This window comes from Aeromonas sp. QDB20 (assembly GCF_027707805.1).
GTDB classification, from domain to species: Bacteria; Pseudomonadota; Gammaproteobacteria; order Enterobacterales; family Aeromonadaceae; genus Aeromonas; species Aeromonas dhakensis.
The window spans coordinates 112,944-129,469 of sequence record NZ_JAPCJC010000001.1 but is presented as its reverse complement, the minus strand read 5'-3'; the positions used below and the strand labels follow the sequence as shown (position 1 = coordinate 129,469).

The following is a 16,526-nucleotide window of genomic DNA, read 5'->3' as shown; positions in this document are numbered from 1 at the left end:
TTTTTTATCCCGTGACACAAGCGGTCAAGCCTGCTCGGCCGGGTTCTCGTGGGCGGAGAACTCCCGCATGAAGGCCTCGGCCCGTTCCACCATCTTGGTGGAGCCCACGAAATAGGGGGTGCGCTGGTGCAGCGCGGTGGGCTGGATATCCATGATGCGGTTGAAGCCGTCGGAGGCTCTGCCACCCGCCTGCTCCACCAGGAACGCCATGGGGTTGCACTCATAGAGCAGACGCAGCTTGCCGTTCGGCGAGTTGGTGCCGGACGGATAGATGTAGATGCCACCCTTGAGCAGGTTGCGGTGAAAATCGGAGACCAGAGAACCGATATAGCGAGAGGTATAAGGGCGGTGGGTCGCCTCGTCCCGCTCCTGGCAATATTTGAGGTACTTCTTCACCCCGTCCGGGAACTTGATGTAGTTGCCCTCGTTGATGGAGTAGATCTTGCCCTCCTCCGGAATGCGGATGTTCTCGTGGGAGAGGCAGAAGCAGCCGATGGAGGGGTCGTAGGTAAAGCCGTTGACGCCAAAGCCGGTGGTGTAGACCAGCATGGTGGAGGAGCCATAGACCACGTAACCGGCGGCAACCTGGCGGTTGCCCGGCTGCAGGAAGTCTTCCAGGGTGACGCCGGCACCCGGCTTGCTGACCCGGCGATAGATAGAGAAGATGGTCCCGACGGAGACGTTGACGTCGATGTTGGAGGAGCCGTCGAGGGGATCTATCAGCACCACGTACTTGGAGTGACGGGAGAGCTCGGAATCGAAGGAGACGAAATCCTCCTCCTCTTCGGAGGCCATGCCGCACACTTCGCCACGGGCTTCCAGCGCCGCCTTGAAGCGCTCGTTGGCGTAGACGTCCAGCTTCTGCTGCACCTCGCCCTGCACGTTTTCAGCACCCATGGAGCCGATGATGTCCGCCAGCCCCGCCTTGTTGATCTCCCGGTTCACCACCTTGGCAGCCAGGCGAATGGAGCTGAGCAGAGAGGTCAGCTCGCCGGTCGCAGTGGGATAATCCGCCTGCTTTTTGACGATGAACTCGCCCATGGTGATCATGTTTCGCATTATGGTTCCTTTAAGATCGTTTCCGTTGGCATTGAAAACGTTTGCAAGCATCAGCAAAAAAAGTGCCGATCCTCGGCAGCGTTGTTTTGTAACCTAATGTAACGTCTGTTTTTTGTTTTTGCAGCGAATTAAGCCGCTTGATAAATGCACATTCCCGCCATTTTTTCTGCCCGGAACTCGCCATAAACTGGTTTCAATCGGTAACTTTTAGAATGTTAATTCGTGGCAAAAAATCACGAAGATGTTGCCATGAAGGCGCCAAGATCCCCGCTCTGCCCCCTATCTGGGGCGCATGCCAAAGGAGACCGGTCTGCCTCTTGAGATCTCGCCATCAATCCCGCACACTGGCCAGGCTTTGGAAGCAAAAAAACATAAGGATATTCAATGAAAAGGACTCTCATTGCCGGCACGGTGGCCGCACTGTTCGCACTCCCCGTCCTGGCGGCCCAGGTACCGGCCGGTACCAAGCTGTTACCCGCAGAACAGCAAACCTTCATCCGCAACATAGGTACCGAACCCGCCTCCATCGATCCCCAGATGGTGGAGGAGAGCGCGGGCAGCGAAATCGTCAACGATCTGTTCGAGGGGCTCTACACCCTGGACGGGGACGGCAAGCTGCAACCTGCCGGCGCCCTGGGTTACCAGCTCGATCCCACCGGCACCGTCTACACCTTCAAGCTCAGACCCGATGCCAAGTGGTCCAACGGCGAGCCGGTGACGGCAGCCGATTACGTCTATGGCTGGCAGCGGGCGGCGGATCCCAAGAACGCCTCCAACTACGCCTGGTTCATCGAGCTGACCGGCGTCACCAATGCCGCCGAGGTCATCCAGGGCAAGCAGAGCCCGGATACGCTGGGTATCAAGGCGCTCGATGCCCATACCCTGCAGATCACCCTGAAAAACCCGGTCCCCTTCTTCCTGAAGACCCTCTCCCACTACACCACCTTCCCGGCGCCCAAAGCGACCATCGAGAAGTTCGGTCATGAGTGGGTCAAGCCGGGCAACATCGTCTCCAACGGTGCCTTCGTGCTCAAGGAGTGGACCCCCAACGAACGCCTCATCGCCGAGCGCAACCCCCATTACTGGGACAACAAGAATACGGTGCTGAACAAGGTGCTCTATCTGGAGATCGTCTCAGATACCGCCGCCTACAACCGCTACCGCGCCGGCGAGCTGCACTACACCAGCTACCCGCTTGAGCAGTACAAGCAGCTCAAGCAACAGAGCCCGCAGGAGCTGGTGAGCGTGCCGACCCTGGCCACCTACTACTACGTGTTCAACACCCAGCGCAAACCGTTCGATGACCCCAAGGTGCGCAAGGCGCTGTCGCTTGCCATCGACCGGGACACCATCACCGAGAAGATCCTGGGACAGGGTCAGATCTCCGCCTTCAGCCTGACCCCGCCCATCGTCGACGGCTTCGAGCTCAAGCGACCGGCCAGCGAGCTGATGAGCAAGGAGGAGCGGATCAAGCAGGCCAAGGCGCTGCTCGGCGAGGCGGGCTACGGCCCGGACAAGCCGCTGACGGTGGACATCCTCTACAACACCAACGAGGGGCACAAGAAGATAGCGCTGGCCATCTCCTCCATGTGGAAGCACAACCTGGGTGTCCAGGCCAAGCTCAACAACATGGAGTGGAAAACCATGGTCTCGGCCCTCAACGAAGGGGATTTCGGGGTCAGTCGCTACTCCTGGAACGGGGACTACAACGACGCCTCCACCTTCCTCGATATCCTGACCTCCAGCAGCAGCGCCAACAGCGGCAAGTGGTTCAACAAGGAGTACGACGCCCTGCTGAGCAAGGCCCACGACTCGCAGGATGGCGCCGAGCGCAACCGCCTCTATCAACAGGCGGAAGCGGTGATCGAGGCCGACGCCCCCATCGCCCCGGTCTACTTCTACGTCAAGTCCCGCCTGCTCAAGCCCAACATCAAGGGCTACCCCTACCAGAATCCGCAGGATCTGGTCTACTCGAAGGACCTCTACCTCACCGCGCAGTGAGGCTAGCTATCCCGCATAAAAAAAGACCGCCATTCGGCGGTCTTTTTTTCAATCCTCCTGGCAGGCGGCCAGTGCCACCCTGCGCCGGCGCAGCACCACAGGTTGTACCAGCAGCTGGGCCAGCAAGACCCCAAACAGGGTCATGCCACCGCCGATCAGGTGGTAGCTGGTCAATCTCTCGCCGAGCCAGCTGATGGCCAGGCCCGCTGTCATCACCGGCAACAGGTTCATGAAGATGGCGGTGCGGCTTGCCCCGAGCAGAGCAATGCCCTGCATCCAGAGCCAGGGGGACAGGGCTGAGGTCGGGATCCCCGCATAGAGGATCAGCCAGAGCGCCCGCCCGTCCGGCCAGTGTCCATCCACCAGCAGATAAAACGGGGTGAGGAACAGCAGACTGCAGAGCACCTGGCCGTAGAGCATGGACCAGTTGTCGAGCCCCAGATCCCACTTCTTGAGCAGCACGCTGTAAAGCGCATAGGTGCCCGCCGACAGCAGCATGTAGACGGAGCCGATGTGGATGCCCTGGGTAAAGAGGCGGGCGGGATCCCCCTGCCCCAGCAAAATGGCCAATCCCAGAATGGAGATGACGCCGCCTAACAGCGCACCCCAGGTGGGACGTTCGCGCAGCAACCAGATGCTGAGCAGCACAGTCATCAACGGCGTCAGCCCCATCATCAGGCCGATCTCGGTCGCCCCCAGGGTCTGCGCCGCGTAGTAGCCAAAGGTCTGGTTGAGCACCATGCCGAGCAGGGCCAGCGCCGCCAGCTGATAGAAGCCGGCCCGCAGTTTGGCCCGCTCGCGCCAGGCCCGATGGGCCAGAAACGGGGTCAGCACGATGGCAGCCACCATCCAGCGTGACCAGGCCAGCGCCGCTGGCGAGAGCACCCCCACCGCCAATTTGCTGACGATGGCGTTGCCGGCCCAGATGGCCATGCAGGAGAAGGGAAACAAGAAGGCAAGGGGCATCGCTATATCCAGAAAAAGCCAGCGGGTATTTCAGGCGGGAGTATAGGGAGGCCGGCAGGATTAGCAAGCGCCACACCGTCTAGGGTGGATTGCCTGACAAAAAGGGGAACCGAACAGCGCCAAAGAGGCCGGAATGGCCCCAAAAACAATCATGCCCGCACGGTGGCGGGCATGATACGGATCAGCGAGGTGACGAAGCAATCACGCCGCATCCATGTGCAGTCTCGAGATCAACGCGTTGACCTCGACCACGGTCTGGCGGTGGGGAATGTCCGCCGACGTGGGCATCATCAGCAAGCCGGACTGGAAGTCGAAGCGTCCTCTGCCGTGGATGTAAATCCGCCCCTTGAAGAAGGTTTTGACATGTTTTGCCACCATCAGTGGCAGGTACTTCTTGAATACTCTCATCGTTTGCAACCTCTTGCAGTTGTATCCGTATGACAGCAGCTTCTGCGAAATAATTCCGTCAAATCTGTATAAAAATCCGGAAAAATCGCAACTCTCTTCCCCAAAAAACCAATCTATAACTTTTTATTAACTTTTAGCGTATTGTATGTGGTCCTTCCAACCAGAGCAAGACCCCCTTGCCATCCTGCCACTCGATACAGGCCAGGCCCGAGGTGGCAAACATGGGGGCACCGGCCGCCGGACAGAGGCTCTGCACCAGGTATCCCACCAGCGGCAGGTGGCTCACCATCAGGATGCTGTCGTGTTTGGCCGCCAGCGTGGTGAGGTAGCTCGCCACGAAGGCCGGATCGCCATAAGGGGTGATGTCACCGCTCTCTTCGACGGCCCCCGCCTTGGGTAATTCACTGCATATGCTCTGCCAGGTTTGTCTGGCGCGCAGGTAGTTGCTGTGGATCACCCGATCCAGCTTGCCGCCAAGCTGGGGGGCCAGCCAGCGGGCCATGTGGATGGACTCTTCGATTCCCTGCTCGGTCAGTGGACGCTGTTCATCTGTTTTCGCATTCATGCCAGCCTGGCCATGACGCATGATGTAGATTTTCATTACAACCTCGCCCAACGGGCCTGTTTTGATAGCGGGGGGATCTTACCCCGCCATGCCGGGGGAAACAATTGCGCTACCTCTCAGAAAAGGGTTTGCCTCACCGGGTAGCGGGGTCGATAATCATGTTTAAATTCAAATAAATCCAACAAGAGTCACGCGCCAATGAGCCCATATGCCAGTCCCAACGACCATCGGCAATACCACTATCTGGAGCTGGCGAACCGGCTCAGGGTCTTGTTGATCTGCGATCCCGACACCGACAAGTCCGCCGCCTCCCTGGCCGTCAACACCGGCCACTTCGACGATCCGGCGGACCGGCAGGGGATGGCTCACTTCCTTGAGCATATGCTGTTCCTTGGCACCTGCACCTATCCCAAACCTGGTGAATACCAGCAATTTATGAGCCGTCATGGCGGCAGCAACAACGCCTGGACCGGCACCGAGTTCACCAACTTCTTCTTCGAAATTGACAACGGCTTCTTCGAGGCCGGGCTGGATCGCTTCTCCCAGTTCTTCATTTGCCCCACCTTCGATCCCGAGTGGGTGGACAAGGAGCGCAACGCGGTCGACTCCGAATACCGCCTCAAGCTGCAGGACGACGTGCGCCGCAGCTACCAGGTGCACAAGGAGACGGTCAACCCGGCTCACCCCTTCGCCAAATTCTCGGTGGGCAACCTGGATACCCTGGCCGATCTGCCCGGCCGGGATCTGCGCTCCGACCTTATCCGGTTTTACGAAACCCACTACAGCGCGGATCGCATGGCGCTGGTGATGATCTCTCCTGCCGCCATCGAGACCCAGCTCGGTTGGTGCGATCGCTTTTTCGCTCCCATTTTGAATCGCAATCTGGGAACGCCGACCCTAGACATGCCCCTCTACCGGCTCGATGACCTGGGCATTCGCATCCAGATCAACCCGGTCAAGGAGACCCGCAAGCTCGCGCTCACCTTCCCGCTGCCCAACGTAGATGAGTATTACGACAAGAAGCCCCTCACCTTCCTGAGCCACCTCATCGGCTACGAAGGAGACGGCAGCCTGCTCTCTCTGCTGAAAGCGAAGGGTTGGGTCAACCAGCTCTCCGCCGGCGGTGGCATCAGCGGCGCCAACTTCAAGGATTTTGGCGTCAACTTCGGGCTAACCCCGCTCGGGCTCGAACACGTCAACGAGATAGTGACGGCCCTGTTCGGTTACTTGAAGCTCATCGAGCGCGGCGGAGTGGAAGCCTGGCGCTATGACGAGAAGCGCACCGTGCTCGAATCAGCCTTCCGCTTCCAGGAGCGGGGCCGGGCACTCGACACCGTCTCCGGGCTGGTGTTGAACCTGTTCAGCTACGCTCCCGACGACCTGCTCTACGGCGACTACATGATGCGCGCATACGACGAGCCGCTCATTCGCCGCCTGCTCGCCAAGCTCACCCCCCATAACCTGCGCATGACCATCACGGCGCCGGAGCTCGGCACGGATCGGCTGGCCCGCTGGTATCAGACCCCTTACAGCGTCTCCATCATCACCGAGGCGGAGAAGATCCGCTGGCAGCAGAGCGAGCCGGATCCGGCACTGGCCCTGCCGCTGCCCAACCCCTTCATCAGCAACCGGCTAGACGTGCGCACGCCCGAGCTTGCCGCCGACATGCCCGCCTGCCTCATCGATCGGCCCGGCTTTCGGCTCTGGCACCTGCACGAGCACCAGTTCAGCGTGCCCAAGGGCAACCTCTACATCTCCATCGACAGCGAGCACGCGGTCAAGAGCCCGCGCCACATCGCCATGGCACGCCTCGCGGTGGAGCTGCTCACCGACCACCTCAACGCCCTCACCTACCCGGCGGAGCTGGCGGGGCTCGGCTATCAGATCTATGCCCACCAGGGCGGCTTTACCATCAACCTGAGCGGCTTTGCCGACAAGCAGCCGCTGCTGCTCGACATGATCCTCGGCAACCGCACCCTGGGTTATCCGGATCCGGCCCGTTTTGCCGAAATCAAGGAGCAGCTCATCCGCAACTGGGACAATCAGTCCAAGGCGCGCCCCATCTCCCAGCTGTTCAACCAGCTCACCAGCCTGCTGCAGCCCAACAACCCGCCGTTCGAGCAGTTGCTGCGCCACCTGCGCAGCGTCGAGCTGGGCGAAATGCCCGCCTTCGTGGCTAGCCTCTTTGCCGAGGTGCACGTAGAGACACTAGTGCACGGCGACTGGACCGCCGCCGAGGCCCTCGAGCTTGCCGCCCTGCTGGAGCGCCACCTCGGCGTCAACAGCCAGCCCAGTGCCGAGACCCGTCGCCCGCTCATTTCCATTCAGGACAGGGGCACCCTCATTCGTGAACAGGGCTGTGAGCATGAAGACTCGGCCCTGCTGGTCTACTACCAGTCGCGCACCACCCGGGCACGGGATCTGGCCTGCTTCACCCTGGCCAACCACATCATGTCCTCCACCTTCTTTCACGAGCTGCGCACCCGTCAGCAGCTCGGCTACGTGGTGGGGGCCGGCAACCTGCCCCTCAACCGCCATCCCGGCCTCATCTTCTATATCCAGTCGCCGGTGGCCGGGCCGCAGATCCTGCTGGATGCCGTAGAGGAGTTCATCGATCTGTTTCCGCTGGCCATGCTCGAACTCACCGCCCGGCAGTGGCAGGACAGCAAGGCAGGCCTGCAGGCCCAGCTGAGCGAGCGGGATGCCAACCTGCGCAGTCGGGGACAGCGGCTGTGGGTCAGCATCGGCAACAAGGATCTGGGCTTTGATCAGCGCGAAAGGGTGTGCGAGGAGGTGGGCAACCTGAGCCGCGCCGATCTGGTGCGCTTTATCACCCAGCTGAGATCGAGAACGTCGGATCGGCTGATCCTCTGCAGCTATGGTCAGGGCCACGAGCACGACGAGCGCATCACCGGCCAGTTTATCGACGACCCGCGTGCGTTTCGGCTCGATGCCGCCACCTTCGAGGCCTGATCAGGCCTCCTGTTCCCCTGCTGGCAGCCAATAAAAAGCCGACCCCGTGGGGTCGGCTGGAAAAACCATAATCAATTGCGACCAGAGCCGCCAAAAGTGAACATGAGCGTGAAAATCAGACACTGAGTTGATGGTCGGCGGGCAGTCCCAAACCAGAGCGCGCCTGCCGATGACAACAGTGATTGAGAAACAGGCTCATCTTAGGCACTCCCCTCCCTTGTCACGTTGATCTATGTCAAAGGAGGTAATAAAGAGTCAACCAGCTGCAGCTTTATGGCGAGTTTTATCGCCTCGGGTCACGCTTTTGGTCAGGCTTTTGGTCAGGCCTGTGGACGGCGCACCAGCCGGTAGGCCACCTCGTCGAAGTAGGAGAGCTGGCCCGACAGCACCCTGGGGTGATCGAGCTCCGCCGCTCGCCCCAGCACCTCCACCTGGAAGTGGCGCTCGAACAGGGTGCGCACCTCCATCTCCCCCACCGAGAACGGCGGCTGGCGCTGCTGCTCCGGCTGATACTCCAGAGTCACCAGCAGGATCTGACCGCCCGCCTCGATAAGCCGGCTCATCAGCTCGGCATATTGACGGCGCATGGCGGTCGGCAGCGCGATGAGGGCCGCCCTGTCGTAAGCCAGCCGATAACGGCGGCCAAGTTCGGGGGCGGCGAAAAAATCCCCCTCATAAATGCGCAGGCTGTCGTGCTGATGGCACTGATAGGGCCCCTCGGCACTCACCGTTTCACTCAGTTTGTTCTCGCTGAAAAAGCTGTTGATGGCGACGGACGAGAGCTCGAACCCGTCGACCGGATGGCCCTGCCCGCTCAACCAGAGCATGTCGCGGGACTTGCCGCACAGGGGCACCAGCACGGGCTCGCCCTGCTGCTGGGCCGACCACCAGGATTGCAGCCAGCGATTGAAATCCGCCTGATGAAAGCCGATCCGGTTCTCTTCCCAACGCTGATGCCAAAAAGCCGCTTCCATCCTGTCACCCCTGTCATGTAAAGATGTCTCAATATCACAACTTAGTTCGCTGCGCGCAAGCACCAACAAGGCGGCAGCCGCAACTTTTGCCCAAAAAAGCACAGCAAAACAAAAAAGGGCCCGAAGGCCCCCTTTTGACATCTTTTTGTCATCCACTCCGGCTCTTGCTCGCCAGCTTTGCGCCCGCTTGCTACCGCGACGGCAAGGCGAGTCGGATCAGAGCAAGACTGGCTCGGCGCAGATGACCGGCGCCACCGCAGCAAGCCTGGCTGTAATCTCGGTAAAATCTGGGCGCGCCGCCACCACCTCGGCAAGAGAGTCATCCACCAGCGCATGCAGGGCGTCCAGCCGGTCATCACGGGGGACGCAGCGGGCCAGCAGCTCTTCCAGCAGGCAGCCGAAGGCTCTCACTTCCAGTCGCTCCAGCAAGCCGGCCAGCTCGCCGTTGGTTCGCTCATAACAGGAGGCGGCGCCGAAATCCCCGAGCAGCAGCCGCCCCTCACCTTGTGAGGAGTGCAGCATGTTGTGGGCGTAGAGATCGCCGTGCAGGATGCCGCGCCTGTGCAGATGCAGCGCGGCGCTCGCCACCCCCTGCACCATGGCCAGCAGTGCAGCCGGGGTAAAGCGGGTATCGGCTTGATAGATATCGCGAGTGCAGGAGTCCAGGCTCGGCGGCCCCGCCAGGTTGATAAAAACAGGGTCTATCAGCGCCATCACCAGCGCCGGGATGCCGGAGGGGTGATCGCCCACCCGCCCCTCGACCCCGACCAGATAGGGATGACGACCAGCCGCCAGCGACACCGCCAGCTCGCAGCGGGGCAACCCATCGCTGGTCACGGCCCCCTTGAAGCACTTGACCGCCACCGCCCGCGACCCCGCCGGCGTGGCCAGCTCGGCGCGATGGATGACGCCGGAAGCCCCCTGCCCCAACAGCTCGCCCACCGTCAGCGCAGCCCACGGGATATCGTCCACCGAGGCGCACTGGCCCAGCCGCTGCTCCTGCCTGTCGCTGAAGGGATTGCCCGCATACGCCAGCCAGGCGAGGCGTGGCAGGCTCACCAGCCAATCCGGGAGCGCCTCGAGCCGGTTGGCGGCGATGCGCACCAGCTCCAGACGCTGGCAGTTGGCAAGGGTTACCGGCAGCTCGCGCAGGCGATTCCCCGAGAGCATCAGCTTTTGCAGGGCGCCGCACAGACCCAGCTCATCGGGCAACTGCTCGATGGCGTTGTCGGTCAGGATCAGCCAGCGCAGCCCCGCCGGCAGCGACGCGGCGGGCACAGTGGCAATCCTGTTGGCCTTGAAGCCTACCATGGTGAGCGCCGGGCAGCGCCCCAGCACCTCGGGCAGCTCGGTAAAGCGGTTCTCGGAGCAGAAAATGATGCGCAGCTTGCTGAACCCGGCCAGCTCGTCAGGCAGCCGACTCAACTGGTTGCCGGTGAGGTCCAGCACCTCCAGCGTCTCTTTGAGACTGAAGATCTCGGGCGGGAACTCCGTCAGGTTTTCGGCGAGTTTGAGGTGGCGGGCGCCGCAGAGTTCACCTGCGCGCAGCTGTTCCAGGGTATGCATGACATCGTCTCTATCGGGTGGCCGACTCGCGGCCAACGTCGCTGCCGGTGGTTGGCCCGGCAGTCAAACCGGCAGTCAAACCGGCAGTCAAAAAAGAGGGGGCATTATAGAGAATGACGGCAGAAGATCCCCTGTTTTGTTGCCGCAAGGGTCTGCACCGGCGCACGGTGCCGTGATAGGGGGCAAAGAGAGCAAGATCCGGGTCGTGTCAGCGAGGGCTGGTTGCCATAGTGGAGCCGAACCAGAGTGGGGTCGAGCCTATTGAGGGTCGAATCCATTACCAATCCTGTGCGCCCGCACAACACACCTGCGAGGGAACTGCCATGTCATTACTGTCCAACAAGGTCGCCATCATCACCGGCGCCAGCTCCGGCATCGGCCGCGCCAGCGCCATCCTGTTTGCCCGGGAAGGGGCCAGCGTGGTCGTCGGCGCCCGCCGCCAGCCCGAGCTGGATCTGCTGGTGGAGGAGATCCGCCATGAGGGGGGACAGGCGGTGAGCCTGGCGGGGGATGTGAAAAGCGAATCTTACGCCCGCGCCCTGGTGGATCTCGCGCTGACCCGTTTCGGCGGACTCGATATCGCCTTCAACAACGCCGGCACCACGGGGACGCCGGGCAGCGTGCCGGCGCTTGGACTGGCGCAGTGGCAGGAGACCCTAGATACCAACCTCACCAGCGCCTTTATGGGAGCCAAGTACCAGATCCCCGCCATGCAGGCACGCGGTGGCGGCTCGCTTATCTTTACCTCCACCTTCGTCGGCCATACCCTGGGGCTGCCCGGCATGGCGGCCTATGCCGCGAGCAAGGCCGGCCTCATTGGCCTGACCCAGGTGCTGGCCGCCGAATATGGGGCACAAGGGGTGCGGGTCAACGCCCTGCTGCCGGGGGGCACCGACACCCCCATGGGACGGGCCTTTACCGATACGCCGGAGAGCCTCGCCTTTGTGCAGAATATGCATGCCCTCAAACGGCTGGCCCAACCGGAGGAGATCGCCCGCTCGGCCCTTTATCTGGCGTCCGATGCATCCAGCTTTACCACCGGCATTGCCCTGCTGGCCGATGGTGGGGTATCTATTTGTCGCACATGACCTTGTCGCACCCAAGACCCTGCGGCTGCCAACTTATCGTGAGAGCGCCTTATGTCTGATTACGCCCGCATCGCCGATGCCATCCGTTTTATCGCAAGCCAGGTGGCGCGCCAGCCCACTCTGGACGAGATAGCGGCGCACGTTCACTTGAGCCCCTTTCACTTCCAGCGGCTGTTCAGCCGCTGGGCCGGGGTGACGCCCAAACGCTATCTGCAGGTGCTGACCCTGGAGCGTGCCAAGACGCTGCTGCAGGAGTCACGCCCGCTGCTGGAAGTGGCCGATACCCTGGGCCTGAGCAGCGGCTCGCGGCTCTACGATCACTTCGTGCAGCTCGAAGCGGTGACGCCGGGCGAGTACAAACAGCGCGGGGCCGGGCTGGTTATCGATCACGGGGTGCACGACACCCCCTTCGGCCAGGCGTTTGTCGCCCTGACCCCGCGGGGGGTGTGCAACTTCTCGTTTCTCGATGAGCAGGCGCCAAAGACACCGCTGGCCGCTCTCGCCCGGAGCTGGCCAGAAGCAGAACTTAGGGAGGCGCCATCACGCACCCAGGGGGTCATCCACACCATGTTCGATGACAGCAAGACGCCGGATCGCCCCATCTCATTGCACGTGAGCGGCACCAACTTTCAGATCAGTGTCTGGCGGGCGCTGCTGCAGATCCCGCCCGCCAAGGTGGTGAGCTACGCCCAGGTGGCGAGCGCCGTCGGCAACCCCAAGGCCGCCCGCGCCGTGGGGCTGGCGGTGGGCACCAACCCCGTCGCCTTGATGATCCCCTGCCACCGGGTCATTCAGCAAAACGGCAAGCTCGGCGGCTATCACTGGGGCGAGACCCGCAAACAGGCAATACACGCCTGGGAAGCGGCAAGATATGAGTAGATTCCCGATTCCATAATCAGCCTTTTCTCTTATCAGCTCCTATAAAGATTCACTCTTATCTCGTCAGTGAACACACGACTCTCACTCCATGATGAGATAATGTCCCTGTCATTAAGCCATATAACAAAAACCTGATTCTCAGGAGTTTTCTTCAAAACCGGAATATTGTACCCAACTTTTATTTCAGAATATGGCTTTGGTAGGTTTTCTAAGACACAACGTACTTCGCCATCCGTCATAAGAGAATGATATTTATTAAAGAGTGAGATTTTCGTCGCAATAGGCATGGAGTTAATAACTAAGGATTGAGCAATACCACTATTGATATTGGATAGGTTAGCATCAGTATTGTTAATAATTTTACCGATGAGAGCCGACCGTTCAGGGTGGTTCACAAGTAACTCCAGATCCATCAAACCAATAATCTCAAGCTTGGCTTTATTATCAATTTCAGTGCGAAGAAGACTTTCTCTAAAATCATCATCGAGGTCGAACTCGTCTGGCTCTTCAAGGTATGTGTTAACGTTTGCGGCTACAAATAAAACCTGTAGATCTTTGTTACCAGCGAGTGCATCAAGACACTCATTACTAAAGATGATTTTACCTTCATCAATCAGAATGCGAAGCTTTGTAGGAGCAAACCCTTCTGGTAGTTTTTTGAACGACTTAGGTAGAGCATGAATATATTCTCTATAGGTGGAGTCAGACAGAGAGCCAGCATTGAAGAGGAAGCTACGCAGTTTCTGTGAATAATCATCACTAGGAATAGGCTGTTTCAGGAGAGCAGTACGGACAGTATCTCGGTCAAGATACCCTGTTAAACTCTCCACCACGAATTCTTTACTTTCTATAAAAGATAGACAGTTCAGCCAAGTTGGCTCGATCAAACCTAACTTGAACAGTGTTGCGTGCAATTTCTCGGGAACATCCGCTAGCGTTGGCAACAAGGTCGTTTGTCGTTCAAGAAACATCAGTAGATCATCCTGCTCAAGCCCTTCATGCTGCATAACAGCAAGAATAGCCGGAGCATCCTCCTTTGAATTCCCTTTAAGCGCCAAAAGTACGTCATGTAGGTAGCGGCCGAAATCACGCTCTATCCGTTTCAACAAGGCAGCATTGTTCTTCAAACGAATAGCAGTGAAATTCCTCTCGCGTAATTGCTCGAGATCGTTTTCTCCAAAAATGGCTTGATAGATGTACTCCAGATTGGCGATTGTAATTTCGAAGCGCCCTTTCTCGAACATGGTACGTACAATCTCAGAATGCTCTTTGATTTCGGCCAGTTCTTTTACCTCAAAGCCAAGACATACAAGACGTTCTGGTACAAGTTCAGGTGAATTTATCAAAATTTCCGGGAGGTTCTCCGAAATAAATATAGGTAGTTCATCGAAACTCTTTGCCAGTTCTTCGAGCTGCCTTTCGGGCAAGCTAGAAACTAGTTTAGTTGCGTGTGAAATATTATTAACACTCTCAATGGCAGCAGGGACAAGACCCTTCCAAACATTGGCCAACCCCGAAAGTAGCCCTACAACATCGTGGCCACTCGTATAATAAATGTCGAAGAAATTCTCGCAGCTCTCGAATTCTTTTGAAAGGAACCCGAAAAGCTTCTGCAGCTGGTTGTGGTAACGACCACGATCGCTCAGGAGACAATCAACCAGTTTAACGTTCAAAACATAATTTTGCCGGAAGTCCTCATCGCGCATCGCAGCGATAACTTCATGTGGATTATCGATAGAAAAACCTGGTTCAGGGGTAACAAATGCTCGAATCTGGATAAGAAACTTATTGTCATTAGGTGACAAGCGGCCCGAGTGAAAGAGTGAAGTATATTGATAGTAGGTATCATCGAGATAGCCTTCCAAAATTAGAAAACGGGCAAGATCTCCGTTTTCCCCGAAGTTATCGAAGAGACCCTGTACACTATCGGCATTCAAACGCAACAGTTCATTAAGTTTTGTCGTACGCAGCTCTGATAATTTTTCCCTCAAGTCATGTACTTGGCGCAAGTTCTTATTCTTATTTTCAAGTGCCCTACTTTCAATTTCCAATTTTCGTTGCTTATAGGTTTTCTGAGGGTCCACCTCATTTTGCAAATGTGAAATATCGATGGACTGGGATGCATGACCATTGGCGTAGCTGTAGTAGACATACGAAGATTCTATAAGTTGATCGAACGCATCACTGCTGGCCAATTGAGGAAGCGAAATATATACTTGCCGATTATGGCTAGCGCTAGTTACATTTGCTGGAAGCTTCTCTACAAGAGCCATAGCGTAGATTTGGCGTAATTCTCTCAGGTTAGAAGGTGTTTGTCGCTCAGCAATTTCAAGCTTCTCTTCGATCGAAATTATTTTAGCCCTATAAGTAGCCTCGCCAGAGCCAATCAGTTCATCTTGATGACTTAATATTTCAGCAAGAGTACCTGCACCTCGGTGTAGCTGTTCAAAGTCTCTTGGATAGACATTTTTATAGATCAATATTGCGAGAAGTTTGTTAGCATCAAGTAGATTCTCACCATCTGTTTCCAAATTAGCCACATAAATAGAGTATTCATTAAAGATGTTCTGAATCAACCTGAGGTCATTAAGGTATCGTGATACCTCTCTCAGAAACTGCCGATCAAGGCGCCCATCGAGATCAAGTCTCTTTCCTTGCGCCAATACCATATCGATCGAATTCGATGTATTGATGATCGGTATGACAGGTATGATAAATTCGAAAAACTTTGTTCTATCAGTATTGACAAACATGTCGTCGCGAAGGGCGTAGAGAAATCTTATAGTGCGCTTTACACCAGCATTCTCATTTACCAGATTATTAATTTCTCTCAGTGTTACAAAAATCTCTGAGTTCTCAAATCGGTCTAGGTCTTCAATAATAACAAGATCGTAATTCGTTGATTGGAAAAAATAGACTATTTCATCTAGGTGCCTATTTAATATAGAGGCTTGGTCATCACACGCAGGCTTTATTTCAATATCTTTTAACGATATGCTTTTCAGTGACAGTCCAAAGCTAGCAACATAAAAATGATGAAGCATCGCCCAGAAAAATACTACCGCGACAGTAAAAACAGCCAGATTTATGCCATTGCTTAATTCAAATGGAGTGAAGTAAGTGCCACTTATAATATACTCTCGCTGATGAATAACGTACCAAAGTGAGAAAACACCAAGCATTATGAAGAGAGATTTAAATATAGCGAATGCACTTGGAGACTGAATTCTTTTAAATCGTGATAGTGGAAGTCTATTTGCATCAGCACCATACAGCATCTGCTGTAGGATACTCCTTTCAATCTCTTGGCGGCTCACCTTACCTCCCTCCGAATCCGTTTCGGGAACGAACGAAGCCAGAGAAATATGAAGTACAGGTCGCCGATAATTTCGCAAGAAGGTCTGAATTATACTACTTTTTCCTGACCCGTAGGGACCAGTTAGAGCGATGTTGAATATCTTCGAGTTATTCGTAGCAAAAAGAATCGCTTCGGAATATATGCCTGTCTTATCTGCTTCATCAGTTGGCGCAAGGTCCACGAACTTAGATGGTGTATTGACGGAGCTGTCTTTACTTTCCAGCCAAGACACAACACTATCAAGGCGATTAGCAAACCTTCGTGTTAGAGAGATGATTGTCTTTATCATATGATACGGAATTAACGCCCCCTTAAAAATCGAAAACACACAGACGAAAATTTTTCAAGTCACTTTTATCATTCGACCACCTAAACATAGTGATGCTCTGATGATGGAGTTCGGTAATGGCGCCTTGAAGTTCATTCATTTCAACTGAACTACACACGGTTTACAAGCTTATTGCTGCAAGACAAGATATTGGAGCACCCACCTTTCCATTGTTCGAGCTAATCCTTGCCATTGATGGATAGGATATTGCTCCCCAACAAACCACCGAGCCGGCGCAGTGCTGTAGCCGCTGGTCACATAGGGATATGCCGTGTGCAAGATGGGGAAAGACCTTCCTGGATCGGCAAAAAAATACGCCCGAAGGCTAGGTTAAATTTCCTCCGAGTACGGAATCATTGCA

11 protein-coding genes are annotated in these 16,526 nt (G+C 56.8%); 4 read left to right on the top strand and 7 right to left on the bottom strand.

The annotated features are described in order from the left end of the window. Positions 1-24 precede the first annotated feature (24 nt). Complete coding sequence (fbp, locus tag PG897_RS00510; protein WP_017781392.1) at positions 25-1,059, bottom strand: class 1 fructose-bisphosphatase; 1,035 nt, start codon at positions 1,057-1,059, stop codon at positions 25-27. Between the two features lie 384 nt (positions 1,060-1,443). Here fbp and PG897_RS00505 point away from each other — a divergent pair, with 384 nt between their 5' ends. Further along, complete coding sequence (locus PG897_RS00505) at positions 1,444-3,060, top strand: peptide ABC transporter substrate-binding protein (RefSeq protein WP_043171653.1); 1,617 nt, start codon at positions 1,444-1,446, stop codon at positions 3,058-3,060. 48 nt (positions 3,061-3,108) lie between these two features. Here the strand turns inward: PG897_RS00505 and PG897_RS00500 are convergent, their stop codons facing one another. The 3 genes from PG897_RS00500 to sixA form a co-directional block, all read right to left on the bottom strand. Continuing rightward, positions 3,109-4,026 carry a DMT family transporter gene (locus PG897_RS00500; protein ID WP_017781390.1) on the bottom strand — a complete coding sequence of 306 codons (918 nt, stop codon included), beginning with the start codon at positions 4,024-4,026 and terminating at the stop codon, positions 3,109-3,111. A 201-nt stretch (positions 4,027-4,227) separates the two neighbouring features. Continuing rightward, positions 4,228-4,434: a DUF1107 domain-containing protein gene (locus tag PG897_RS00495; RefSeq protein WP_005301545.1), complete on the bottom strand. Its 207-nt coding sequence runs from the start codon at positions 4,432-4,434 to the stop codon at positions 4,228-4,230. A 133-nt stretch (positions 4,435-4,567) separates the two neighbouring features. Next, entirely contained in the window at positions 4,568-5,035 is a 468-nt protein-coding gene (gene sixA, locus PG897_RS00490) for a phosphohistidine phosphatase SixA (RefSeq protein ID WP_017784731.1), read from the bottom strand. A gap of 162 nt (positions 5,036-5,197) precedes the next feature. Between sixA and PG897_RS00485 the strand changes: the two genes are divergently transcribed. Then, positions 5,198-7,972 (top strand): insulinase family protein, encoded by a 2,775-nt coding sequence (locus PG897_RS00485; RefSeq protein WP_201881856.1) that lies wholly within the window; start codon positions 5,198-5,200, stop codon positions 7,970-7,972. A 320-nt stretch (positions 7,973-8,292) separates the two neighbouring features. On the opposite strand, the gene PG897_RS00480 is transcribed toward PG897_RS00485, so the two are convergent. Both PG897_RS00480 and PG897_RS00475 read right to left on the bottom strand, forming a co-directional pair. After that, complete coding sequence (locus PG897_RS00480; protein ID WP_017779648.1) at positions 8,293-8,946, bottom strand: thiopurine S-methyltransferase; 654 nt, start codon at positions 8,944-8,946, stop codon at positions 8,293-8,295. A gap of 216 nt (positions 8,947-9,162) precedes the next feature. Continuing rightward, entirely contained in the window at positions 9,163-10,512 is a 1,350-nt protein-coding gene (locus tag PG897_RS00475) for a leucine-rich repeat-containing protein kinase family protein (protein WP_201881858.1), read from the bottom strand. A gap of 323 nt (positions 10,513-10,835) precedes the next feature. Here PG897_RS00475 and PG897_RS00470 point away from each other — a divergent pair, with 323 nt between their 5' ends. Both PG897_RS00470 and PG897_RS00465 read left to right on the top strand, forming a co-directional pair. Next, on the top strand, positions 10,836-11,600 hold the full coding sequence (locus PG897_RS00470; protein ID WP_042050539.1) for an SDR family oxidoreductase: 765 nt from the start codon (positions 10,836-10,838) through the stop codon (positions 11,598-11,600). A gap of 51 nt (positions 11,601-11,651) precedes the next feature. After that, the gene (locus PG897_RS00465; RefSeq protein ID WP_201881860.1) at positions 11,652-12,479 is read left to right on the top strand and encodes a bifunctional transcriptional activator/DNA repair enzyme AdaA; all 828 of its coding nucleotides are present in this window, start codon (positions 11,652-11,654) and stop codon (positions 12,477-12,479) included. 32 nt (positions 12,480-12,511) lie between these two features. On the opposite strand, the gene PG897_RS00460 is transcribed toward PG897_RS00465, so the two are convergent. After that, positions 12,512-16,069, bottom strand: a complete 3,558-nt coding sequence (locus PG897_RS00460; protein WP_270828687.1) for a YobI family P-loop NTPase — start codon at positions 16,067-16,069, stop codon at positions 12,512-12,514. Positions 16,070-16,526: the final 457 nt, after the last annotated feature.

Coding starts and splice junctions, on each gene's coding strand:
- PG897_RS00480 (WP_017779648.1), bottom strand. CDS start 8,946: ATGGAAGCGGCTTTTTGGCATCAGCGTTGGGAAGAGAACCGGATCGGC.
- PG897_RS00475 (WP_201881858.1), bottom strand. CDS start 10,512: ATGCATACCCTGGAACAGCTGCGCGCAGGTGAACTCTGCGGCGCCCGC.
- PG897_RS00485 (WP_201881856.1), top strand. CDS start 5,198: ATGAGCCCATATGCCAGTCCCAACGACCATCGGCAATACCACTATCTG.
- PG897_RS00465 (WP_201881860.1), top strand. CDS start 11,652: ATGTCTGATTACGCCCGCATCGCCGATGCCATCCGTTTTATCGCAAGC.
- PG897_RS00500 (WP_017781390.1), bottom strand. CDS start 4,026: ATGCCCCTTGCCTTCTTGTTTCCCTTCTCCTGCATGGCCATCTGGGCC.
- sixA (WP_017784731.1), bottom strand. CDS start 5,035: ATGAAAATCTACATCATGCGTCATGGCCAGGCTGGCATGAATGCGAAA.
- fbp (WP_017781392.1), bottom strand. CDS start 1,059: ATGCGAAACATGATCACCATGGGCGAGTTCATCGTCAAAAAGCAGGCG.
- PG897_RS00470 (WP_042050539.1), top strand. CDS start 10,836: ATGTCATTACTGTCCAACAAGGTCGCCATCATCACCGGCGCCAGCTCC.
- PG897_RS00505 (WP_043171653.1), top strand. CDS start 1,444: ATGAAAAGGACTCTCATTGCCGGCACGGTGGCCGCACTGTTCGCACTC.
- PG897_RS00495 (WP_005301545.1), bottom strand. CDS start 4,434: ATGAGAGTATTCAAGAAGTACCTGCCACTGATGGTGGCAAAACATGTC.